General features: G+C 34.6%; 13 protein-coding genes and 1 pseudogene. All 14 read right to left on the reverse strand.

Features of this window, described 5'->3' with window-relative positions; all coding sequences use genetic code 11:
- Window positions 1–92 precede the first annotated feature (92 nt).
- Window positions 93–4,124, reverse strand: coding sequence for a hybrid sensor histidine kinase/response regulator transcription factor (locus GTZ96_RS14220; RefSeq protein WP_161644579.1), 4,032 nt, complete (start codon window positions 4,122–4,124; stop codon window positions 93–95).
- Between the two features lie 24 nt (window positions 4,125–4,148).
- On the reverse strand, window positions 4,149–5,999 hold the full coding sequence (locus tag GTZ96_RS14225) for a metallophosphoesterase family protein (protein ID WP_161644580.1): 1,851 nt from the start codon (window positions 5,997–5,999) through the stop codon (window positions 4,149–4,151).
- Window positions 6,000–6,006: 7 nt separating this feature from the next.
- On the reverse strand, window positions 6,007–8,082 hold the full coding sequence (locus GTZ96_RS14230) for an alpha-L-fucosidase (protein ID WP_161644581.1): 2,076 nt from the start codon (window positions 8,080–8,082) through the stop codon (window positions 6,007–6,009).
- Between the two features lie 8 nt (window positions 8,083–8,090).
- The gene (locus GTZ96_RS14235) at window positions 8,091–11,054 is read right to left on the reverse strand and encodes a glycosyl hydrolase 115 family protein (RefSeq protein ID WP_161644582.1); all 2,964 of its coding nucleotides are present in this window, start codon (window positions 11,052–11,054) and stop codon (window positions 8,091–8,093) included.
- Window positions 11,041–12,135, reverse strand: a complete 1,095-nt coding sequence (locus GTZ96_RS14240) for a phosphatidylinositol-specific phospholipase C1-like protein (RefSeq protein ID WP_161644583.1) — start codon at window positions 12,133–12,135, stop codon at window positions 11,041–11,043. Before GTZ96_RS14240 ends, GTZ96_RS14235 begins: the two co-directional genes overlap by 14 nt.
- A 23-nt stretch (window positions 12,136–12,158) precedes the next feature.
- Window positions 12,159–13,304, reverse strand: a complete 1,146-nt coding sequence (locus GTZ96_RS14245; RefSeq protein WP_161644584.1) for an acyltransferase family protein — start codon at window positions 13,302–13,304, stop codon at window positions 12,159–12,161.
- A gap of 62 nt (window positions 13,305–13,366) precedes the next feature.
- A complete protein-coding gene (locus GTZ96_RS14250; protein WP_181033201.1) occupies window positions 13,367–14,527 on the reverse strand; it encodes a glycoside hydrolase family 27 protein in 1,161 nt (386 codons plus the stop codon).
- A gap of 129 nt (window positions 14,528–14,656) precedes the next feature.
- Entirely contained in the window at window positions 14,657–16,879 is a 2,223-nt protein-coding gene (locus tag GTZ96_RS14255; protein WP_161644586.1) for an alpha-N-acetylglucosaminidase, read from the reverse strand.
- Between the two features lie 4 nt (window positions 16,880–16,883).
- Complete coding sequence (locus GTZ96_RS14260) at window positions 16,884–19,178, reverse strand: GH92 family glycosyl hydrolase (RefSeq protein WP_161644587.1); 2,295 nt, start codon at window positions 19,176–19,178, stop codon at window positions 16,884–16,886.
- A 30-nt stretch (window positions 19,179–19,208) separates the two neighbouring features.
- Window positions 19,209–20,786: a glycoside hydrolase family 28 protein gene (locus GTZ96_RS14265; protein WP_161644588.1), complete on the reverse strand. Its 1,578-nt coding sequence runs from the start codon at window positions 20,784–20,786 to the stop codon at window positions 19,209–19,211.
- Window positions 20,787–21,045: 259 nt separating this feature from the next.
- Window positions 21,046–21,894, reverse strand: a complete 849-nt coding sequence (locus tag GTZ96_RS14270) for a DUF4861 family protein (protein WP_161644589.1) — start codon at window positions 21,892–21,894, stop codon at window positions 21,046–21,048.
- Window positions 21,895–21,975: 81 nt separating this feature from the next.
- Window positions 21,976–23,769 (reverse strand): hypothetical protein, encoded by a 1,794-nt coding sequence (locus GTZ96_RS14275; RefSeq protein ID WP_161644590.1) that lies wholly within the window; start codon window positions 23,767–23,769, stop codon window positions 21,976–21,978.
- 15 nt (window positions 23,770–23,784) lie between these two features.
- Window positions 23,785–26,100 carry a GH92 family glycosyl hydrolase gene (locus GTZ96_RS14280; RefSeq protein WP_161644591.1) on the reverse strand — a complete coding sequence of 772 codons (2,316 nt, stop codon included), beginning with the start codon at window positions 26,098–26,100 and terminating at the stop codon, window positions 23,785–23,787.
- Between the two features lie 407 nt (window positions 26,101–26,507).
- Window positions 26,508–26,627: pseudogene (locus tag GTZ96_RS14285) on the reverse strand (IS1595 family transposase); the annotation flags it as partial.

Below are 26,627 nucleotides of genomic sequence, written 5' to 3' on the forward strand. Positions count from 1 at the left end.
ATATCATTTTTATTGAATATTCGTTAAAAATTAATTTGGCTAGATAAATATTTAAAAGTAGTACACACAAAGCTTCAAATCTTAAAAAACAATTACTTAATTAATCTACTTGGAGAATAACCAAATTGTTTTTTAAAGCATCTACTAAAATACAAAGGATCATTAAACCCCACTTTATCAGCCACTTCCGAAACATTATTGGTTTTTAATTTCAGCAACTGTGCTGCTTTTTTTAAACGAACTGTTCTTATAAATTCATTAGGAGACAAATCAGTCAATTGCTTAATTTTTCGATACAATTTTGACGAACTCATCCCTAATTCGGAACATAAAAAATTAGCTGTTAGCTCCGAATCGCTAATGTTTTTCTCTATCAAATCAGTAATATTAGAGATCAAGTCAATGTCTAATTGAGAATGGGTTAGTGTCGAAACATCAGTTTCTACCTCGCCAGAGAATTTCTGTTTTAACTCGCTACGGGTTTTAATAATATTATCAATTCGCGTCTTTAATAAAGAAGGATCAAATGGCTTAACCATATACTCATCTACACCTAAATTATAGCCTTTAATTTTGTTTTCGTTTTCGGACAAGGCCGTTAACATAATGAGTGCAGTATGACTAATGTTCTCGTCACTTTTTAAGGCTTCTACAAATTGAAATCCACCCATAACAGGCATCATAGCATCAACCACGCAAAGCGCCGGTTTTATTTTTTTACAAAGATTCAATCCTTCATCTCCATTTTCTGCTTGGTACACCTTATAAAACTCAGACAAATAATCGGCTATAAATGAACGAAGCTCGGCATTGTCTTCAATAACCAAAATATTCTGTTTCAGCTCAGTACTTTGATTTACTTTTTTTACTTTATCTATTGCTGAATAAGCAACTTCAGTTTCTTTATATTCAATATCAAAAACTTCACTCTTTTTATAACTATTTTTTGATATTGGCAATTCTAAAGTAAAAACACTTCCTTGTAGTGGTGCACTTTTCAATCTCAGCTGACCTCTATGTACCTCTACCAATGAAATCACTAAAGACAAACCTATACCTGAACCTGTATTGTTCTTTTTACTACTCTTAACCTGATAAAACTGGGCGAATATCTTTTCTTGACTTTCAAGCGGAATACCAATACCATCATCGCTCACCTCAACAATTAAAACTTTTACACCACCTTCTTCTTTAATCCCAATAAACAAATCTACCGTACCGTTATTGTTCGTAAATTTTAAGGCATTTGAAAGCAAATTATATAATATCTTATGGTATTTATCGACATCTATCCAGCCCTCAATACTTTCGATTTCACAATTAAAATGAAAATTAATATCCTTTCCCTGTGCCAACTGAGTAAAAGAATCAAAAACCGTTTGGGTATTAGATACAATTTCAGTCTTAGACACTTTTAATTTTAATTCTCCTGATTGCGCCTTTCTAAAATCTAAAATTTGATTTACCAACAGCAACAACCTACTGGCATTTTGATAAATCAAATGCAATTTTGCTTTATCATAATCTGAAGCTTCATTTTGTTCCAATAATTGTTTGGCAGGACCTAATATTAATGTCAAAGGTGTTCTTAACTCATGCGAAATATTGGTAAAAAACTGCAACTTTTCATTAGACAAACGTTCATCACTATCTCTCCTTACTCTTTCTAACAAAAGTGCTTGTCTTAATTTAAGACGCGATTTAATTTCTTTTCGAAAATAATAAGAAGACACTGAAAGAATCAAAACTAACAGAAGAAAAATCTTGGTATTAGTCCAAAAAGGAGACAAAATAGTGATATTATAAGCCGTAGTTTTACTCCAAATTCCGTCGCTATTTCGAGCTCTGATTTTAAATACATACTCAGCAGGATTAAGGTTGGTATATTGAATAGTCCTGGAATCACTAGTAGTAGTAATCCAGTTTTTATCAAATCCTTCGAGCATATACTGAAATTTATTGAGCCTTTCGTTAGTATAAGAAGGAGCCGAAAACTGAACTGAAAAATTTCGATTATTGTAATTGAGTTCTACCTCTTTATTTGTATTAATATCTTTGATAAACGGAATTTGTCCATTGATTTCTACTCCAGGAAATACTTCTTCATTTTGAACTTTAAACTCGGTTATAATTGGTGGTGGTGATATTTTATTCTCTTTTATTTTATCTGTTGAAAAATAAATGATTCCGTTTTTTCCTCCTAAATAAATAGTTGAATTATTCAAACTGTAAAACCCTTTTGAACTAAAAACATCTAGCCTATTACCACTATCGACATAATAAATATTTATTTTTTTTGATTTTCTTTTATACCTCGCAACACTATTATTATTGATATTCAGCCATAAATACCCATCATTATCCATCTCTAAGTCAGTAATCCACTTACCATGGAGTTCTTTGGGCTCTAAAATGGGAACAAAATTGTCTTTTTTGAGATCATATAGACCTATCCCCTTGACTGTCGCTACCCAAATATCTCCATTTATATCAATCAAAATATCACTAACATAATCCGCAGGCAATCCTAATTTTTCATTATTCCCTTTCAAATAAACCTTAACCAACTTGGTCTTTAAATTATACCTGGCAACACCTGTTTCTGTTGCAAACCATAAATTTTTAAAGCGATCCATCTTTATCTTGCTGATTTGAAAATCAGGCAATAAAACACCTTTAGGGACTTTTACTTGTAATGTTTTTGAATCTAAAATTACAGCACCTTCACCAAAAGACCCCACAACTAATGAATTTTCATCCGATATTAAAAAGGAAATTATTGGAGAGTTTTTAATTCCAATATCAACTAGTTTTGAACTATTTGTTAAATAATTATACACCAATATTTTACCATCCCACAAACCACAGTAAAACACCTTACCGTCATTAGAATAGATACTCGCAATATCATTTTTGTTATTATACAATGGAATAAATGACTTTTCTTTAGAGATAAAAAGTCCATTGTACCTTGTTGCTACAATCACATTCCCATTATAAGTCTTTGCAAAACCTCTAATACTAGGTTTTTGATTGTCATTGTATAATGAAATATCTTTATTAATCTTAAATTGATTCCCATAAGGATTGTACTTATCTAAACCATCCTCAGTACCTACCCATAAAACCCCTGAATTATCAAAATACAAGGAATTAACTATATTACCTACTAATGAATTTTCATCAGTAAGTTTAGAATAATACCTCTGAAAATTACCCTTTGCTATATCTTCTAACTGATTACAAACCAAAAGCCCTCCTAAAGTACCAAGCCAATATTTTCCATCGGGAGCTTGAGCAATTGAAATAAAATAAGGCCCTAATTTATTCCTTAAAATTGCATCTGTAATGTAAAGATTCTCAAATATATTTGTTGACTTGTTTAACTTATAAAGTCCTTCCCTTGTACCAACAAAAATATCGGACTTAAAATCTTCCTGTATAAAATTTATATATGGATTTTTTTGATTTGAATTAGGAATAGATAAGGTATATGCAGTTGTTTTTAAAATTTCACCCTTTGATCCTAATATAATTTTCGCCACCGATCCTTTACCGAAACTACCCACCCAAATATTCCCTTTTTTATCTTCAAAAATTTGCTTTATATACTCAAATCCTTTAATATTAATTTTAGAAAACCTTTGTTCTTTAGGGTAATAAACAGAGAGTCCTTTACTCATTGTACCAATCCAAACTCTTTTAAATTTATCTACATGTACAGAACGTATTTCATCTTCAGGCAAACTATTTGGATCATTTTTATTATTAAAAAAAGTACTAAAAACATTAGTATCCATTTTATAGAGAGTAAGCCCTTTTCTTGTTCCTATCCATAGCGTATGAGAATCTTCATCGAGCTCTAATGCAGTAATATCATCATTATATATTTTGTTCTTTCCTAGTTCTGAACTCATATAGGGTTTAAACTGATAACCGTCAAAACGATTCAATCCAAAAAAAGTTCCTAGCCACATAAAGCCATTCTTATCTTGAACAATATGCCTCACCGAATTATAGGAAAGTCCATTGTTCTCATTATAATGATCGAATTTTATATTCTGCCCAATGCTATTAGACAATGAAATAAAAAAAACGAAAATGATAATCAATTTAGATTTCATAGATAAGTTGGTTTTGATCAAAATTTAGTTATGGATGGTATTTCTTCTCAAATTTATGATAAATTTATTGGATGGAGCGCCATTTATAAAACTTTTAAAAATGGAACAAAACTCATAAAAGGAAGTTTCAATGGCAGTAGGGTTCGCCTTTTTTTTATAATAATCACTATATGAATCTATAATAATTTTATACTGATTAATTCGGTCTTCGCCAATATCTTTTAAGGCCAATTCATCAGCTGAATACAAGCGATAAAAATCGAAAATCATATCAAAACCTGTCCAATTTTCATCTTTATATTTTTTTATTTTCGAAGGAGATACTTTCGCGAAAGCCAATAAATCGGTAGCCGTTGCTTTCAACATAAAAGTTTTAAAATCTTCAGGCCAATCTTTTTTAAGAAATCGTGTTCGAACTAATTCCTTTAAATGCCAATTCGTGAATTCGTGATAATTTTTAGCTTCTAAGATGCCTTTATCCCAAATATCCGGATTTTTAGTATTTTTTAAATAAGCATATTCCTGTTCGTACAAAGGAAAAAGCGTTTTAAATCCCGGTACCGAATCTATAGTAACCGTACTTATTCGCATCTTGTTTTTATTTTGAATCGTCAGGATTTTATATCCCGGAATATAAGCCGCCAAAGAAGGAATTTGGATATTCACGAGTCCTTTTCCGTTTTTATATTTTCTAATTCCCGTGTCATTGATGTGCATGTGTCCCGCAAAATGAAGTTGAACTCCGGCTTCCGCAAAAATTTGCGCCACTTCTTCACTTGGCACTCGATGCAACTGCATTTTATCTTCTCCAAATAATGCTTTCATCATATCCGAAGCATCATCATTAAATTCCACCATCGGATAATGACTAAATGCAATTAAAGTTTTCCCTCTTTTTTTTGCCTCCTGAACTACTTTGGTCACCCAGCTAATTAGATGTTTTTTATGCGTTAACACCTGGTTGTAACCAATATTAGCACTATTGTAATTTAATGGATTTTTAGGATTCTCTTTTGCTTCTTCTTTTGGCACATAGACATTGCCATCAATGGCTAAAAACCAAACATTGTTTTCTAATTCGACTAAATAACTCAAATCAGGAATTTGTGTATTGTAAGGCGGAATGGCATAGGTTCGTTTTTCGATAATGGACTGCTCCAATGCATTTTCGAAAGTATAATTATCCGGATTATAAGAAGTAAATGGAGTTTCCCAATACAAATCGGTTTTCTTTGGAAAAAAACCAAAATCGCCTAGTTCTTGTAAAACTTCGGCATAACCCATCGTGCCGATATCTTTTGTAATTACCGCAGGAAGCTCATTAAAACTTTTAGGAACATACATTCCCGCTTTGCTCATGATTACTTGATTTTTTCCTCCTTCGCCCAGAAAATCAGTTTTACCGGAATCAGTCAAAAAAGGCTTTGCCACATCATGGTTTCCTGTGGTAATTATAAAATGAATTCCATATTTATTAGCATATTTATTAGCATATTCATTCAAAATCTTTTTTAACCCTCTAATGTTTATGGGCTGTCCGTCATCGCTAAAATCTCCGGGAAGAACCACCGTTTTTATATTTCGCTTGACCACATCGTCCAAAGCAGCAAGAAAAGCAAAATAATTTTCGTTAAACAATCGGGTGGATTGCAATTGGGATTTCATCGTGCGTGCCAAAGTATATTTGCCATCATAAGGATTCTGCACTCCTTTATAATCCGAATCTGAAAACGTACCATAAATATCCAGCAAATGAACATCGGATAAGAATGCAATTTGTTCCTTTTTAGGTGTAAATTTCCTGACCGAAGTACAGGAAACAACAACTAAAAACACAAGAATTAATGATAGTAATTTTCTAAAATTCAACTTCATTTATAAATCATTTCGTAACAATGTCAATTTCTGCAAAACCAGCTACATTATCTCCTTTAGTATTTTCTAAAGCTGTAAACTTTATATAGCGTGCTTTTGCTAATTTAAAGATTTTATTTTGCCACAAAGGATTATTGTTAATATTTGAAAACTCTCCTTCATTAACTAATTGCCATTTTTTATTATCAATAGAAACATAAAATTTGTATTTACTAACAATTCCCTTTGAACGTAAACTTTGGTCTGGTAAATACCTAAACCCAACTAAACTTTCTATTTTACCTAAATCTATAACAACATTAATTGGCATTACTTTATTTTGATGCCATACCGAATTTGCATCGCCATCAAGAATTCGGTACACTTCCTTGTCTTCAACACCTAATATCTTCCAACTCTTCTTAGCTATGTCAAATTTTTCTTCGGCAATAGCACTACTTTTCGCTGTAGCCGGACTATATGCAATTGCTTTTACTTCTACCTTGGCGTTTGTAGTTTTAACTTCATTACTATATTTAGTAGATTTCAAAGTCGGCCTACTACCATCTAAAGTATAATAAATTTCCGATTCTGAATCAGAAGCAATAATCTGTACATTTCCTGATTGTTTACGAACAATTAGTGGAGCAGTTAATATTTGCGGAGCATTATAAATCTCGATATTTGAAATTAGAGGACAACTTTTAGCATCTAAAATTGTAAAACGAATTTTTGTCGCCTCTACTGTTGGAAAACAAAGAATACGTTTATAACCAATAGTGGTCTCGTTTGCTAATTCCTTCCATTCCTGATTAACGTAGGCTTCCACTTTAAACGATTTAACCCTTTGCCCCAACTTAATATATTCCTGAACCAAAAAACGATTAAAAACGGTTGGCTTATCAAAAGAAATAATTAACGACCCCGATTTTAGCTGATCATCAGTTGCCCAATAAGTATTTTTATCCCCATCCAAAACATTTTCTGCACCAAAACCAGAACTATTAGCTCTTACACTTGAAGCTTCTATTTTAGCTCCTTTTGCAAGATTTACAGCAAATACTTTCTTTACTTCCTGCGCAAATTCCAATACTGCTTTTTCATCCTTTTCATGAATTAATCCGTTTGGCATAATCGGAAAATTGAGTAATAAAGTACCGTTACGACCTATTGAATTGTAATAAATAGTCATAAGTTCAGGCAATGTTTTCACCTTTGTATCTTCTCTTTTATGATAAAACCATTCTGGCCTGATAGAAGTATTTACCTCACCGGGAACCCAAGAGTCACCATTTTCTAGTCCATAATGTAGTAAATCTCTAGTCTCATCTCCTGTTGAATTCAACAAACTCCAATTAGTTTCCCCCACATAACCTGCTTCAGTACCTACCCAACGTAAATCCGCTCTGTCTCCGTTAGAATTCCATATCACAATATCGGGCTGTAACTCACGTACCATTTTATAGGTATTTTTCCAATCATAGTAAGTTTTACGATCAATTCTACGAATTTCATTGGCTCCGCCATAATAACCATCTCCTCCATTTGCCCCATCAAACCAAACTTCGAAAATTTCACCATAATTTGTCAATAACTCTTTTAATTGATTTCTAAAATAGGTAATGTATTCCGGTTTTCCATAATCAGGATGATTTCTATCCCAAGGAGATAAATAGATTCCTAATTTTAAACCGTATTCTTTACAAGCATCGGCCATTTCACGTACAATATCTCCTTTTCCATTTTTCCATGGAGAATTTTTCACAGAATACTCCGTGTATTTTGATGGCCAAAGACAAAATCCACTGTGGTGTTTTGCGGTAATTATAATGCCTTTCATACCTGCTTCTTTAGCAATACGAGCCCACTGTCTACAATCCAACTCTGTAGGATTGAAAATTTTCGGATCTTCATTTCCAAACCCCCAAGACATATCGGTATAGGTATTTACAGATAAATGAACAAAGGCATAATATTCCATTTCTTGCCACCTTAGTTGTTTCTCTGTTGGAACTGGACCAAGAGCCTCTTGTGCTTTTAACTGATTGGCTGTCGATAAAAATAAAAGAATTAGTATTCTATAAAACAGGATTGGGTTTTTCATAAAGTATATTATTTTTTTGTCTCTGAAGGAAATGAATACGAATCTTTCCAACCTCCTAAATCAATTAAAACGCGATCTATCATTACTCCCGGATCAACCATCCAAATTCTCAATTTATGCTTTCCTGCTTTATTGATAATTTGTGCTGCCGATTTTACTGTGGCATTTTTTAACACATTTTGCAACCATTCGTCACTTCGCCCAAAAGTTTGAAAATCTAAAATCACAGGCTCAGTATCATCAATAGCTACGGCACATCTTACCCCTTTTCCTTGATAAAATGCATGCGTTGGAATGGCTTGTACTTTTACATTGGCCTGACCAAAATTAAAACTATAAAAATCATATTCCATAACCGGACTATTGGCTTTTATCGCTTTCAAATCCACTTCAGAATTGGCCGTTCTAGGCAAAGCGACACTTACTTTTCCTGCGTATCCAATGCCTTCAAAGGTTTCCCATTGGGCTTCTTTCCCTTCTTTTTTATTCGAATAATTCGCAGCGTTAATCGATAAATATCCTTTGTCTTCAATAAAACCTTTATAGTTTTCCAATGCTTCAAACTTCGGGTTAAAAGCAGTAATTCCAATAGTGATCAAAGTGTCTTTACTCACAAAATCTATCGCCGAATTGACTTTGTAACTTGGTGGAATTAATTGGTAATCATGCCCTAATGGTGCTTCTTTTTTATTTTCTCCTTTTGGAACTTTATTCCAATCAATGCTTACCCAAATGCGTTGTTGACTGTTTTTATTGTTATCCAAAACGCCTTGTTGTTGCGAAATTTTAATCCAATCCGCTTTCGGTTTTGCTTGCCAGGAAACTTCACCAGCACCTTTCATAAAAACATCAATATAATACTGATTGTCTGTATAAGCGTTAAAAACAGGCAAAACATCGGCATAGGAATTCTCGGTTTTATGATTGACTTCCATTTCATAACTTTCTAAAGCCAATTTCAATTCTGGTTTTGTTCCTGCAACCGCTGTGGTTGCTGTAGTTTGCCCAAAAACAGGCAAATATCTTGGAGCCATACTCATAATATTTTTCCACTTTCCGTTAGCCAATTCGTTATTGAAATAATTTGTCTCTTTCTGAATTCGATTAAAAGCTTCTTCCGATTTTGCAGCAAAAAAAGCCGCACTCCCTCTTCCCTGTTCGGCAACAAATTTATTTTTATACGAATACAACCATTTATGATTCAAACTCGCAGCACCAATAACAGGATAGGTTACCAATTCGTAAAAAGCATTTTGACGATTCGCCGGAATTACATTTTTCAATTTCTCAGCAGTATTCATTAGATTTTGGTATTCGTCAATTCTTTTCGAAACCTCATCTCCATAATGTATTTGGGTCAGCGTCGTTGGTTTTGATTTGGTTTCCGGTTCCACCTGATTCCAGGCCATAAACTCAGGACGACGTTGGAAAGCCAGACGATAATATTCGAAAAATAAATCGGTAATTTGAGTAGCATTTTGAGTTCCAAATTCTCTCGAAGCCCAGTTTTGCATGTGTGTTTTTACACTTTGGCTTTTAGCAAAAGGAGTCATGTCCCAAGCCATATCAAGAAACAGTTCGATATTGTATTCGTGCGGTTTGATATCGCCACAATTCAAAATCCATAAATCGCGTGATTGAAATTCATAAGCTTTTGCCATTTCTTCCCACATTAAAACCGGATTAGTAGAATTCAACCACAAATAATCATGCGGGCGCCCCCAATAAGAAGTATGGTAATAAATTCCTGCACCACCAGAACGTTTTTGCTCTTTTAAATTACTCAATTGGCGGATGTAACCATAATTATCATCCGTCCAAACCAGTTGCACATCTTCCGGCAATTGCAATCCTTTTTGGTAATAATCCAATACTTCTTTGTAAGGAATAAATGCTTGCGGAATGGTATTAGGTTCTTTTCCTGTTTCTTTTTTCAAAATTGTTCTTTGATCAGTAATTACCTGTTCCAATAATTTAACCTGAGAATCCGAATCGTCTTCGCCAACAATCATCGGTGAGTCATGTTCGCCACGCATTCCTACTGTGTAAATATTCTCAAAAGGAGCGGTTTCCTTGGCTCTTTTCTTAAAGAAATCTTTAATCATTCCTGAGTTCGTATCATAACGATATTCGCCCATCGTATCGTGATTCCACTCCGCATTAATATTACTCAACATCGGTTCAGCGTGTGAAGTTCCAATAACAATAGCATAATCGTCAGCCACTTGCTTGTTTTTTGGAAAAGAATAAAAAGCTTTGGTGCTTTTATGCATCGCTGGCCAAATGGTATTGGCTCTCAAACGCAACAACAATTCAAAAACTTTGGCATAGGTTTTCGGCCCAATATCTCCCGTTTCTGGCTCGAAAGTTTTGGCTGCCCAAGGTTGTAATCCCCAATCTTCGTCGTTTAGAAAAATCCCTCTGTATTTCACCGATGGCGAACCATAGGTTTTAGTTTCTACATTCAAAACCAAATTGTCTTTTTTGTCTGGCGTAACATCAGCCCACCATTCCCAAGGAGAAACTCCAATAATTCTGGAAATTTCTAACAAACCATAAGCCGTAGCTCTTCTGTCAGAACCTACAATAACCAATGCTTTTTTAATGGCTGCTGTTGGATTTTCAACTACTTGAATCTTATAGGTTTCCCATTTTCCTTTTACATCAGCAACAGTGATTTTTTGTTTCGAAACCAAAGCATCTATCCATTTACTTTGTCCAATAGTCCCTGCCATAATTACTATTCCTGAACTATTTTTTGCAACTGCCAATCGTTGATTGCTAATAGAAAACACATCATCAGCCAACATTTTAGCAGCAATATGAACCACTTTTGGCTCTTTGTCTTCGACTAAAATACCCGCTTTTTGATTTCCAGTAACAATGGGAAAATCACTATTTTGCGCCTTTATTGTATTGGCAAAAAGAACAATAAAAACTAGAAAAATGGTAGTAAACTTATTTTTGAACATGGTTTCTTTTTTTAATTCTTTCGTAACGGTTATTGTCAAAACTCACCTGGTAAGAGGATTTAAAAAGTGTCGACGGCATATAATAATCGGTTGAAATGACCTGTGCTCCCGAGGCTTTTGCTTTTTCGAATTTAGCATAATCATTCGTTCTGGCTTCGGTTGTGCCGTCATCGGCTCGGGTGCGAACGATATATCCTTTGGCTACTAATTTTTTGATATAATCAAAATTTTTAATCGGGTCGTTTACCACTCTAAAAGCCGCTTCAGGATTTCCTTCCTTACTGTTTACAAACAACACCCTATTTTTTAAACTGGGATGTCCCTCAAGATAACGATTAATTTTAGTTTCATTTTCATCCAATACAAAAAGAAATCTTCCTTTAACAGCATTCAAATCAGGCCAGCCTTTTTTCAAAATAGCCTCTTCTAAGGTATTAAATTTTCCTCGAACCAAATCAGGAGTTATCAATTTCGAATCATCAAAAACCGAACGAATTTCGACATCAATGCTCTCTAAAGCCGATTTTGTAAAAGGCAAAGGCTCACGTAATTTTCTATTATTATCATCTTTGGCATTTATCAAAATAAAAATAGGTGTATGCTTCGGATTTTTATCTGACCATTTTTTTAAAGCGACAAGGCCTTCTTTAAAAAGTAAATAATGACTCCTAAAATCGATATCCTGAACATGAAACATTTTTAATCCGGGCTGAGCCAACTTATTTGCTGCGTCATATTCCAGTGGTACTTTCCCTAATGATTTTACAATTACCAAACCCTTTGGATTCGAATAATAGCCTCCTTTAGGATCATGCAGCACATCATATTCTAAATTTCGAAGTCCTAAATCCAATTGCTTTTCAATAGAAATATGACCGTATTGAAGTGATTTTGCCACTGCCGAATCCCGTTGAAACAGATAATTCCAAAGCGGCTGTTCAATAGCAATTTTATATGAATTATGACTGCCAATCACCTGAATTTCATTCAATTTTATTGGTTTTTCTTTTTCATCATTAAAAGAAACCAATAAAAATAATGAGACTAGCAGCAATCCTAAAATTTTATTTTTCGAAATCATCTCAGAAGCATTCGTTTTGAAAATTAAATCCTAATATAAATGCGTTTTTTGTTCAACCACCAACCAACTGCCCAACAAAGCAACATAAATAAAATGGCTGTAACAAACGAACCAAAACTTCCCGGAAATACTTTTTGAATAATGCATTCGCTAAACCATTCAAAAACATCCATTTCCTTATTTACATGAGTAAGACGGCGCAAAAAAGTAAAGAAAAGTTCGGAAAACAGGTAAATAAACAGAGGATTTTTGCCAAAAATGGTACAGAATTCCACACCAAAATGCTTTTGCTTCAATTCGATGAAATAAATTAAGATGGCCATTATCGATAAATCAATTCCAACAGTGTAAAGCACAAAAGAGCCAGTCCAAAGCTTTTTACAAATTGGAAAAACCAAATCCCACCAACGTGCTAAAGCCATTAACAGAAAACCAACAATCAACAGTTTTGCGATTCCTTCGAATGATTTTCCAATTTTTTGAATAAATTTTCCGGCTATAAAACCGGCTATTACATTGACAATGGATGGCAAGGTGCTTAAAATTCCTTCCGGGTCAAAAGGCACCATATCGCGTTTATAAATATGTCCGTTTCCTAAAACAAACAAATCCAGACGAATCCCTGCATTAGTTGCCATTTCTAATTCGGCTCCTGATTGACCGAATAAATACAATAGCCCCCAATATCCCAACAGAAAAATCACTGATAAAATGATAGCAACCTTCTCTGATAAATAATAAAAAATAACAGCTGTAGCAAAATAGCATAAGGCTATGCGTTGCAAAACTCCCATTACACGGGTTTCGGCAAAAGGCTTTAATTCCCAAACACCATCAATTCCCTGACGGACAAAGGGAAACCAATACATTAAAAATCCCAACAGAAAAATGATTACTGTGCGTTTGATTACTTTTTTCCAAAATACATCAGCAGCAGTTTCTTTCATTTTTCCCATCGAAAAGCTCATCGCATTTCCCATTGCAAAAAGGAAGGATGGAAATACCAAATCGGCTAAGGTAAACCCGAACCATTCAGCATGGGTCAAATAGGCATAGAGATGGGCTCCCGTTCCCGGCGTATTGACCACAATCATTAAACAAATCGTTAATCCCCTGAACACATCAAGAGAGAGAAAACGATTGGAATTTGGGTTAGAAATATCTTTCATCTTTAGTAGTTTTATTTAATAGAACTCTTTTTTCTATGATAATTACAATAATATTTTGGCTACTATTGTACAACAAGCATTTGAACACCATGTCTTGGAATTTTTTTAGAATAACTCCACTTAAACTCTCCCAAATCTTTGTGTTCCCAAATATCTCTTATTTTTACTTTTTTATTAAAAGCTACTTTACTAAAATCTAAAACAATATCAGTTTCAGTATCCGTTCTATTAAATAGCACAACAGCATATTTTTGTTTGTTTCCTGATTTTAATTTTTTCACCCATACTTGTACCCCTGGAGATTGCTCATACATTAATCGACCTTGAATACCTAAAGCATCTTGATTGATTGCTATAGCTTCTTTATTCATTAAAATTTTTAAAGTCTCTTTTGAAATATTTCGCAGGTCATTTCCAAGAATTAGTGGAGATGAAATTATACACCATAAAGAGAAATGGCTTTTTTGTTCTTCTGGGGACATAACAAGTAATCTACCTCCATCATCTCCTACACCAATCAACATCATATCTGCATCATTCCAATGTCCAGGTCCTGCAATTTCAGGGAAAGCTGCTGAACGATCTAACTCATATAAAACGCCCTCCCACTGGGTTTTTGAACCTTTTGGCATATGGTCAATGTCTGCTCCTACTCTCCATGAATTACCAATTGAAGGTGCCCAATTTTCATATTTACCACCTCCCTGATTACATATATTTAAAAACATTGGTCTCCCTGTTTTTTTAATAGTCTCATATACCTCAGTAAATTCTTTTTTATAAGCAGCTTCAGAACGATCCGATGCAAAATTCACATCTACTTTAACATAATCATACCCCCACTCTGCAAAAGTTTTTATATCCTGTTCATAATAGCCACCACTTGCAAGGGTTGCGTAATTAGCTTGATTACCAATATTTGTGTAAATTCCAGCCTTAAGTCCTTTACTATGGATATAGTCCGCTACAGCCTTCATCCCATTAGGAAATTTTGTTTTATCTATTATTATTTGTCCATTTTCATCTCTTCCTGAACTCCAGAAATCATCTATATTGATGTATGTAAAACCAACATCTTTTAAACCTGTATTCACCATAGCGTCCACAGTTTCTTTGATTACCTCTTCTGTTGGATTTTTTTTAAATGTATTCCATGAACTCCAACCCATCGGAGGTACAGGAGATATTCCTATATTCTCTCTTTTTTGACTATAAAGGTTCATAGTTATTAACGTTGCAGACAAATAAATAAAAATATTTTTTTTCATAATTAATGATTCTATTGAATTAAATTTATTCATTTTGTCACTGAATAATTATTGATTTTAAATGTAAATAAAAATGTGTGAATATTAATAATCATACTTAATTGTTGTCATTCGTTCCGTTACGGGAATAATGCGAGATCGGTATTTTTTATGTAATGCTTTGGCAATCACATTTGGATTTCCTTTTGCTTTTACTGGAAAATCCTTTCTTGCCGTTACCCATTTCCATTCCCATTGTTTTATTTTTTTGTCAAAATCATCCTGATTAAAATGTCCCCAATTGGCTTTTACATCTGTAAAAAATTGTTGCCAGCGTGGTTTGTAAAAATCAGTAAACAATCCGCTCCATTGGCGGTTGCTGTACTCATGCAATCTGTTGTCAGCGCCACCCCAAAGCGTAATCAGGTCTCTAGCATTTTGCTCATATAATGCTTTTTCTTTCTCATCAACACCCCAACTTCTGGCATCGGCAATCCAAGGTCCTAAAAGAAAATCGTGACGAGTAGCTAATAACAAATCCATATCATCAATCAATTGAATAAACTCTGAGCTGTATTTTTCGAATGCTACTTTGTCATTATTTTGATACGCTTTAGTTATTTCTTGTTGCAAAGGCAAGGCATAGTTTGCCAAAACCTGACGCGTAACATCAACCAAATCGTATTGAAAACCATCTGATTTTTGACCTACAGGAATGGCTTTTACAAAAAGATCCCAGGCTGGAAGTAAGTCTTTTGGCGCGTAATTTAATTTGGTTCTCGCCCAACGACGATAGCCTTCAAAAGTAGGACGCGATACAATAATAGACTCCGCTCCGTCTCGAATAACTTTTCCGTTATAGACTGTTTTTACCAAAATATCCCAGGCTTTTGAAATATCACTATTGGATTTTCCGTAGCGATTTAAGGTATATTTAGCAAGCCAGGAATTCAATTCTATTGGAGTGTCTCGCCAAGTGTTATCAGTCATCAACTCATATAAAACTGGATTTTGTTCGATGGCTTCCATCGTCAATCCAATTCCTTTTAATTTCCCTGATTTAGGGTCAGCCAATGCTTTAGCGGGTTCATTAGCCACGGTTTCAATTCGTCCAAACATCGAAATATTTCCACCAAAATTGTGCAGCATGTTCCAAATCCATTGTTTACCATAAAAAGCTTCTGTTCGTTTCCAAACCGGTTCTATCTCAGTAGCCAAATCTAAAATAATCATGCGGTCATCTGGAACTGCATCCAGCATTCCTTTGATTTGTGGTGCTTCCCAAAATTCTCTGTGACTGTAAAAAAGCCAGCCTTGCATTACCCAAACCGCATCCTTATCGGCTGATTTCATTCCTTCAAAAATCTTCTTACTCAATTCAGAAAGATATGCAGGATCATTGGATGGTGGCGTATTTTCATTAAAAGTATCTGCTGAATACAAGTGATCGGTTCCGTAAATTTTCGATTGCATCTCTAAAAATTTCTTACCAATTTCGGCAAACAAAGGATCATCAGAATCTAAAATATAAGTATCCTCAAAATCATTCCCCCAGTTGGTTTGCTTTAATTTTGCATTTGGAAAAAACTTTTTGAAAGAAGCCGGAACGTGTCCGGTGAAAGCCGGCAATACCGTTTTCATTCCCAGTTCGCGTTCTCTTTTTAAAATTTTCAATTGCAAATCTCGGTGCGTATCTTTCCAGTTTTTCGATAAAGGTCCGCCCCAACCATCTAAATTTCCCATCCAAAACCAGGAAAAATAAGCCGGACCGCTGAAAAATGAATTCAAATCTTCATCGCTAAAACCATAAGATTTATAGACCTCATCCCAAATGTATTCTTCGCCTGTAATGGCAAGCGGCATGTTGATTCCGTGCAAAGCCATCCAGTCGATTTCTTTTTCCCAACGCTTCCAGTCCCACCAACTCATGCTGTAATTGAACGTACAATAGTTCAAATAATAACGGTATTCATAAGGTGTTTTTTTATGAATCAATTTGGGAACTGCCGGTAATTTTTTAGGCAAATTCAAATTGGTTCCATTCCAAGTTATTTGGCTGTTTGTAAAATTATTTAGATAATAATACAAAGCCGATGCAATCGAAACACCATTGTTTCCCCTTAAAACAATTTTATCTCCTTTAGAAACAATTTCGAACCAATCTTCTCTTACGGAAGATTCAATTTCGACACTAAATTGCGAAGCATGATTAGGCACAACGCGTGCTATCACAGCCATTTCTGGGGTATTGCTCGTGTTTATCGTTGGAGCTGATTGACCCGCAAAAGAAATTAAAAATGCCGTTATTAAATAAAATGTGTTTTTCATATTATTATTCTTCAATTATTTCGTCTGATTTAGAAGGTGGAACTTGTTTTGTTCCCCAGGTTTTAGAAGGCGTTGCAGCCATTTCAAATTCTAATACCCCACCGTTTACAATATCCTGATGCTCGATAAAGGCATTTTCGAATACTTTGCCGTTTAATGAAACCGATTTGATGTATTTGTTTTTATCCGAAAGATTCTTGGCTTTGATGGTAAAATCCTTTCCATTTTCCTGATGAATCACCGTTTGTTTGAAATATGGCGAATTAATCAAATAATAGGATTGTCCCGCATTAGGATACAAGCCCATCATGTGAAAAGCCAACCAGGAAGACATCGCACCAGAATCGTCATTTCCTGGAATTCCATTTCGGCCACTGTTGTAATTTTTATCGATAATTTGGTGAATACGATCGTTACTCAAATCAGGACGTCCTATCCAATGGTATAAATTCGGACTCAAAAACGAAGGTTCATTGGCCACATTATAAAATTCTTTATCAAAAAGTGTGTTCAGTCTTTTCTTGAAAGCTTCATTTCCACCTGTTTTTTTGATTAACATGGCCACATCATGAGGCACTGACAAAGAATATTCCCAAGAACTGGCTTCGTAGAAAACACCGCACCACCAGCAAACACAATTAGGCCAATCCTGCGCTAACGGCGAATAAGGAACGTAACTTACTTTTCCATTATTTGCACCACATTGAATGCTATCAACCCATTTTTTATTCGAATCCTTAGGCATTATAAAACCACGAGAACCATTGTCTTCAATATCTCGCCACAGGTTTTGCCAATTGTCTGATTGTTTGATAAAACGCCAATATTCTCCTTTGCGTTTAGTACCTTTTGCTACAATTGCCAGGCAATAATCATTATACGAATATTCTAAAGTTCGGTTTCCTGAACGCACATAATCAGTCGATACATATCCTAATTTATTGTAATCTACTAATCCGCCACGACCTTCTTTTTCTTCGTTTCCACCTGGAGGAAACATGGCGTCTTTCATCATTGCATCCAATCCTAATTTGTAATTAATGCCTTCCAATCCTTTTACAAAAGCATCGGCAATAACCACCTCAGCATTCGAACCTCCTTGGGTACGTCCATTTGTATTTCCGCTCCTGGCTTCCGGCAAATAACCATCGCGTTTGTAGATTTGCAACATCGCATTAACGATATCCACTTCTCTTGAAGGATTAAGTAACGTAATTAGCGGACTTGAAGAACGATAAGTATCCCAAATAGCATAAAAATCGTCATAATAAGGGGAATCATTTTCCCATAACGGATTTTCTCCCGTACGATCCACAGGCATCAACATAGTATGATATAATCCTGTGTAAAACATGGTTTTCTTTTCTACCGAAGCTTCTTTTTCAACCTCCACTCTTTTTAATAAATCTTCCCATTTTTGTTGGGTTTCGGCCAATTCTTTATTAAAATCCCAATGTGGAATTTCTTTATCTATATTTTCTCTGGCTTTCAATGAACTAATGAAAGAAATTCCGATTTTCATATTCACGGTCTTATTCGCTAAGCTTTCGAAAAATAACATCGCTCCTGTTTTCTTTCCGTTATCTACCTGATTTTTCTCATTTGGAAAAAACTTCTCGCCTTTCCAAGTAGAGAAATTAGTAAACGGCTGGTCGAATACAGCAGAAAAATAAACCGTATAAGTACTTCCATTATTCCAACCACCACGAATTTTAGTATAACCACGAACTTCAGTCTCCGAAATTACTTCTACTTGAGAGCCTACAAATTGCTGATTTTCACGTCCGTCAGGAATTATGGTTTCGTCCAAATATCTCCCTAAATCAACTTTAATTGCATTTTTAGTATTCGAATTGAAAATAAATCGGTAAAAAGCAGCTCTGTCAGAAGTCGTGATTTCTGTTTGAATATTCCACTTTTTCAATAAGGCGCCATAATATCCTAATGCTACCTTTTCGTTTTCACGAAGCGATTCCTGTTTTATAGTTTCAAAATCTCCCGAAATTGGCATGATAGAAACGTTTCCATATTTAGCTCCACCTCCGGTACCACTTACATGAACCTGGCTAAAACCATAAATAGGTTTGTTTAAATCTGTCGTGAAACCACTATTCGCGTTTAAGTCATTATCGGGTCCTGGTTTAATCATTCCGTAAGGACATGAAGGACCTACAAAAACATTTCCCAATCCTTCTGAACCAATCATAGGATTGACATAACGATGATTTTGCGCACTCAATGACAAACACTGTAACAGCAGTGTCAAACCAACAAAAATGGAATTTCGATTTTTCTTCATTATTACTATTTTTAAAAACTAAAACAATTTTTAGGGTATGGTTTTTATATTCGTTTCTTTCAAATCTATTTTTGACTGAGATACTGATTTCAGAACGACTTGATCCTTTTTGCCTTCGGGTAACTCAATTTGTTCCATATTCAAATTTTGAACATCATCAAAAACAAATGCAGGTCGGAAATCAGTATTGTCCAAAGTAACTTTGATATTTTTGAAACTGATTCCTTTGGCATGACGCACATAAAATGCCCAGGCTGGCAATTCGCCAAACATGGAAAATTCAGGATACTCTTTTATTACTTCCGGTACTTGATCCAATCGATTTAATGCCACGTAAGCCATTCCCCTAGTGGCTCTGCCAGGATACGAAATAGTAATATTTTCAAGACTCACATTTTCTATTTTGTATCCAGGAATCCCAACAATTGACGATGGAAATGGATTATGGAAAAAATCTACTTCAGGACCTCTTAAATCGTAATTGATGTCCGGTCTTCCTAAAGGCACTTGCACTTTTATATTTTTGATACTCACATTTTTAATACTTCCCGCTTTTTCCCCACTTCGTTGTCCTATTCGAATAAAAATAGCATTTCCTGTATTTACCGCATTAATATTTGAAATAGCAATATTTTCTATAACCGCGCCATCTACCGATTCGATAGCAATGGCAGAACGAAAAGTATCATAGATTTCAATATCTTTTATTACCACATTTTTAAATCCGCCGTAAGATGCTGTTCCAAATTTTATCGCACTGGCACTGGATTTAATAATACAATTGGCAATATAAATTCCATCATTAGCATATTCCGGATAATAAGATTTTAAGCAAATTCCATCGTCGGCAGTGTCTAAATCACAATTGGTAACCTTAACATTTTTACAATCGGTAATATCGATTCCATCATTATTCCAATACGAACGATTGACAACTTTCAGCCCATCCAAACTAAGATTAGAACACAACTCGAAAGACAAGCCCCAACATGAAGCAGCCCTTAATTGTAAACCTTCAATGGCTACATTATCACACTGAGAAAACCGAAACAACTTAGGTCTCATGGTTTCATTCGGTCTGTTTCTATGAATGCTATAATTAGGATCTACAGTAATTCCTGCATGATGTAAACTGTCAATATTTAGAGCCAATTGTAAACCTTGTCCGTCTATTTTTCCTTTTCCGTATAGCTTAATATTTGTTGCTTTGTGTGCTAACAATAAAGCCATTTGTGAATTATCGTCTTTCTTTGGAGAATCTGGTCTTCCCGGAAATTCCATTTTGATATAATCGTCAGGATTTGTACTTCCTAACAAAACCGCTCCTTCTTCCAGACGCAAACTCACATTCGATTTCATTTGAATACTACCCGATAAAAATTCCCCTTTAGGAAAAACAACACATCCACCCTTATTTTTAAAAGCGGCATCAATCGCTTTTTGAATGGCGATTGTATTCAGGGTTTTTCCATCTGCTTTTGCACCATAATTAGTAATTAAAAACTCCTTTTGGGTTTTAACTATTTTTTGTGCTTGGGTTTTAAAACCAAACAGAAAAACGCTTACTAATAAGGTTGTAAAAAACAGTTTTGGTGTTATTTTTAACATTTAATTCATTTTGATAATTCATTATACAAACCAGGCCCAAACACAACACAAACAACTTAAAATCAATTATTTAAATGAAAAAACTCAATCATTTAATCTAAAAAAAAGGCAAAAAAAGAGTACACAGATGACACCGATTGATCAAATAAAAGATTGGTTTTAAAAAATTCAATCCGTTAAAATTCGTTTCATCTGTGCACTTCTTTTTTGAGTTTCAGAATTTCAAATCCTACAAAAAATCAAGCGCTATATTTATGCTTTATTTTATGTAAGCTTCTAATTTATCCAAAGTATTTATTTCTTTTTCTCTAGCACATGCTGAAAAAATTTGAGTCTCTAAATGTTTTGTTGGTTTAGAGATTAATAAATACTGTGTTCCATCATCGTCTTTCTTCACATAATCTTTTGGATTGTATTTTATTGCCGCTCCAATCCCAACAATCTCAGCAGCTACATCCTCAGGATGCTTTCCCCAAACAGCGATGTAATTATTTCCTTTTTTAGTTTCGAAACCTTTAAAATAATTTACTCCTGTAACAAACTGTACTTTTTCTCCATTCAAGCTAAAAGCTTCCACTTTAGCCTCTCTTTTTCCTGAAAATACAGTAACACGAACCTTAATATCTACTTTTTTTCCTTTGTAAGGCACTCCTCTGGAAATCATTTCCATATAAGAAGTGTTTTCTGTTTTTCCAACGTGAGCCAAACGATTCGTTACAGGATTCAACGGAACTACTTTTTCTCCGTCCCAAAGCTTCACACCTCCTAAACCTACGGTTGCTCCCACTTTATAATAATCAGCTCCCCATCCTTCTTTTTGTTGTTCCGGAGTTGGATACCAATGTGCTGCTTTCAACTCTAAACCTTTCTTGGCTTTATTGTAAACATCAATAGCTACTTTATCACTAAAATAGATTCTCAATGCCATCCATTCATTTTCTACTGCCGGACCGTGATGCCCAATAGTCTGGTATAAATCTCCTGATTCTGAACCGATGTCAGTCAGGTAACTTATTTTTTCGGCTTTCATATACAAACTGGTGTCTGTATTATTTTGTGCAAAACAAACACAACCAAAAAGCAAAGCAGCCATTAATGATAATTTCATAATTTCAATTATTTATAGATTAAACTTAATTTTCGTAAAATTAAGTAAACTTTCTACAATGCCCGAAGAATTCCTTCATTATTAAGAAATAGTCATTTTATGATGAAAAGGTGTGAAACCGGTAATATAAACATGCACTCCATCAGTGCGTAAACTTCCTTGATGATAGGTGTACTCTTCGCTATCTAAATTGTTTACGTTTTGATGTTCAGCTATTCCAGGCCCTATCTGTATAGCATCAGCTCCCATTGATAATTGAGCCGTACCCGATTTCAAGAAATAATTTCCTTTTTCTCCCAAACTTGCCCCTGCTATTTGAGTTCCTTCTTTGAAACACATTTCGATTGTTATTTCTATATTTGGCGGTCCATCTACTTTAAAATCCAAACTTAAGGCTCCATTATTTTCTTCAATTTCAATAACAGTGGTTTGCTTTTTTACATTGCTTGCTGTTCGATTATCAAAATCCATTTTATTCCAAAAACGACCATCTTTTGATTCTGATAATTGATAATCACCATCGGCTTTACGAAATTCCGGAGCAAGAGGCTGGTAATAATCAGCTTCTTTGGTCTCTTTCAAAATATACTTATTCCCTATTTTTTCGATACCGTCACCACTGAAATACCCCATTCTAAAAAACGAAGAAGACAATCGCATGTATTTCAAAATCGCATCTCCTTTTCGATACATTAAAAAATTAGGATTAGACGATCTTCCAGAGGCAATTAATACCGGTTTGTCATTCCCTCCAAATAGTGTTATCGAAGTTTTTCCACGTCTAATTCGAGCCAAATTTGAAAGAACAAAAAACTGTTCAAAATCATTTGCCATCTTAGTTTCTACAAGAATTTGCTGCTGTAACTCTGGATTTTCCATAAAAGCCACTAAAGAATCCTGTAAAACATATTGGTCAAAATCGGGACTTTTTTCGATAAGATGAACCATATACACAAACATTGGATTCCCTGTATGAATAGCCATATAGCGGTATTGCAAATAAAATTTAGTCACCGTTAAATTCATAAACTGATCCTGTCTTTTAGAATCTACTGTAACCAAATCGCCATTAGGCTCAGTGTAATAATAATAAGTGGTTAAGTTTTTTTTCACGATATCTAACAGAGCTGGTCTATTAAGTAATCGTGCCATAGTAATTAACGCCTTATCAATAACGGCCGAATAAACCCCGCTCCGTTCCGAATAATGTCCGTCCTGATTGATATAAATTCCTTCCGCTAACCATTGATCAATTCTTTGAACATATCTGACATCAGGATAAAGCGAATTGATATTGGCCAAAGCAGCACTAACAACCCATCGGTGATTAGGCGTATGCACTCCACCGCTTATCATTGCTTCTCCAGCATTTTGAATAAACTTTTTAAGCTTCTCTTTTATCGAATCTAAATCTTTCTGCTTATTTTCCTGTAAAACTGTTGCAGCAGAACAGATGTATTCTAAAACAAAGGCCGTATCCGGTGGCGATTGTCTATTGCCTCCCGCATCAACAGTTCCATCACTATATTGTCCTTTCAACATGATATCAGCATATTGACTCAAACGCTCAGCCACTGGTTTAGACTTATAAAACTCTGATGCCGAATAAGAAATTGATGCCGTCATAGCGGCTATATCTGCTGCGAATGGTCTAAAATTACTGAATCGACTAGTAGGATTAATGACTTCTTGTTGCAGGATACTTTTTACTTTGGTATCATTACTTAAAAGAAGTTTTTTCATTAAATGGGAATCGACTTTAGTTGTCGTAGCACTAAAAAATCTATCATTTGCAAAAATAGCGTCGCTAACCAAAGCGCCAAGCAATGATAGACTTCCTAGTTTTAAAAATTCGCCACGACTAATATGATTCATATTCTTTTCTTTTTACTAATTTGACAATGAAAATGGTCTACTCTCTTTAGTAGTTCCCCATGATTTATTAGGTTGATTTCCCATTTCAAAATCCAAAGTTCCTCCGTTCATTATAGAAAAATGATCTAAATAGGTTTTGTCGAATGCTGCTCCGTTAAAGCTTATTTTCTGAATATAATTGTTACCAGAAGAAGCTCCTTTTGCATTTATAATCAATTTTTTTCCATTTTCTAAGCTTAGTGTAATCTTATCAAAATGAGGTCCTGAAATAACGTATTGTGGAACCGATGGAGCCACTGGATAAAATCCTAAGGCAGCAAAAACATACCAAGCCGACATTTGTCCTGCATCGTCATTTCCGCTTAATCCACCTACTTCGTTACTATACTCTGTTTTCATAATCTGGGTTACCAATTCTTGGGTTTTCCAGGCCTGTCCTGAATAGTTGTACAAGAACGGAATTTGGTGACCTGGTTCATTCCCATGCCAATATTGTTTGGCGGCATGGAAACGATCCAGATTTGCATTAAACCCATCTTCTCCTCCCATTAAATTCATTAATCCTTTGATATCTTGCGGCACATACCAAGTGTATTGATATGGCGTTCCTTCGGTGATATACGATTTTCTTATAAACTTGTCAAAATCTTTAGTAAAAGTTCCATCGGCAAATCGACCTCTTACACAAGAGTCAGCTACGCTATACACATTTTCATAATTCAAAGCTCTTTTTTTCAATAATCTGGCATGTAAAGTATCTCTTTTTTTGGAAGCAATTTGCGAAAGCGCAAAATCATCAAAAGCATATTCTAAGGTTCTGGAAACCTGTTCTCCTTGATGAAAAGACTCTTTTACCTCGTCTTCCAATGGCACATAATTATATTTTAAATAGGAAGTCAAAGCACGACGTCCTTTACCATTCAAATAATCCGAATGATTTTCTGGCGTCTGAAACGCATTCTGCAATAAATAACCGTATTCTTTATCTGAAATTTCAATGTTATTTTTCATATAAGCATCCGCTATTGCCGCTATGGAGTGATCTCCAATCATTGCTGACGTATAGCTATTCCAACAAGGAAAAATAGGCATCCATCCACCTTGTTCGGCCATTGAGAATAGACTGTGCATCATTTGCCCATTGACTTTTGGTGTCAGCAAATTAAACAATGGAAGTGAAGCCCTATAGATATCCCACATCGAGAAATCAGTGAAATAATCCTCCTTGCCGCTATTCATTAATTGTTTTCCGCCATTAAAACTCACATAAGCTCCATCAACATCATTAAAAGTTCGAGGTTGTAAATAACTATGATACAAAGCCGTATAAAACTTTATTTTGTCGTCTTTATTTGTTCCTTCTACCTTTACTTTCGAAAGCGTTTTTTCCCAAGTATCTTTCAAATTTTCTTTTGCTTCAGCAAAATCTAAGTTCTTAGTTTCAGTCGCTAAGTTCTTTCTGGCTTGTTCAATACTGGTAAATGAAGTCCCAATTTTAGCCTCGATTGTTTCCCCTTTTTCAACATTAAAAGAAACATAAGCCCCTATGTTTTCTAGATTAGCAATCTCAGTATTGCCTTCGTGTATTTTTTCATTTTGATAAACACCAAACTTAGTCGCACTTTTACTCAATTGCACTACAAAATAGCCGCTAAAACCTGCTTTATCTCCCCAACCTTGATAAATTTTATGCACTGGATTATAACCTGTAATTTCGTTTTTATCGGCATTTATTTGGATAAAACCTTGGGCTTCATCACTATTTGGATTAACAATAATATGGGCTTCACCTGAATTTCCGAATGTAAATTGGAACAAACCACAACGTTTAGTAGCCGTCATATTGACATCGATTTTATAATCGGCTAAATTAACTTCATAATTGTACGGACTGGTCTTTTCAAAATCATGCGAAAAATGAGAAGCTCTCTCTTCAGCTTGACATTTTAATTTACCCGTTATAGGCATAATAGTCATACTCCCATAATCTTGAACGCAAGAACCACTTAACCAGTGACTTCCTCTAAAGCCTGAAATTTTTGTATCAGTATAATAATAAGGTGCAACACATTTCGTTTCCGTTGCCTTCGTTTGAGCAGTCCAGTTGGTCATCCCAAAAGGAACCGTAACATAAGGCACTACCTGTGCATTGTTCTCTTTTGCTTCGCTATGCTGTAGGGCACTAATAGTTGTAGAAGGCGCCGTCCCGATTAAAGGATTAACGAAGTCTACATACTTACTACTTATTGAAGTTTTTACAGAACAAGAAAGTATGCTTAATAAAACGGGGGCGGCTATTAACCTATATCTAAATAAACGGTATAAATTCATATTTATGTGTTTTTGTTTTTTAATGACGCCAAAACCTATGCATCAAAAACGAATTCCTATTTAGGACTATTATTTTTTATTGATTTTGATGCTAAAAAAACTTGCATTCGAACAAAATGAAGCATTGCTAAAAATAAATGGAAATGAATTAATCCGGTAAAAAGACTTCTTTTTGATTCCCTTTTTAAAACAGTTGAACTTCTTTTGATTCAAAAAAAATTAAACTATTGAAACAAGTAAAAAATGTGCTTCTTCCTTATTAAAAACAAAAACTATTTGCTATTATGTAATACAACAAACTCGAAATTATTTTTTTTTAAAGAAAGGAGAAGAAGACAGTAGTTTCTTCTCCTTTCAGAGTTAAATAAATCACCAACTTAACTTAACCAATAATTAATTAATTTGAGTTATACACTTAATATCTGTTTTATGTTTTTTTGATAAATCGGTTTTGCATTCACCATTCTTTCTATGGATTTATGAAAAATACTTGTTTTAAATTGAGAACGGTTTATCCTAAAACAAAA

It is taken from the genome of Flavobacterium undicola (assembly GCF_009909155.2).
Classification (GTDB): domain Bacteria; phylum Bacteroidota; class Bacteroidia; order Flavobacteriales; family Flavobacteriaceae; genus Flavobacterium; species Flavobacterium undicola.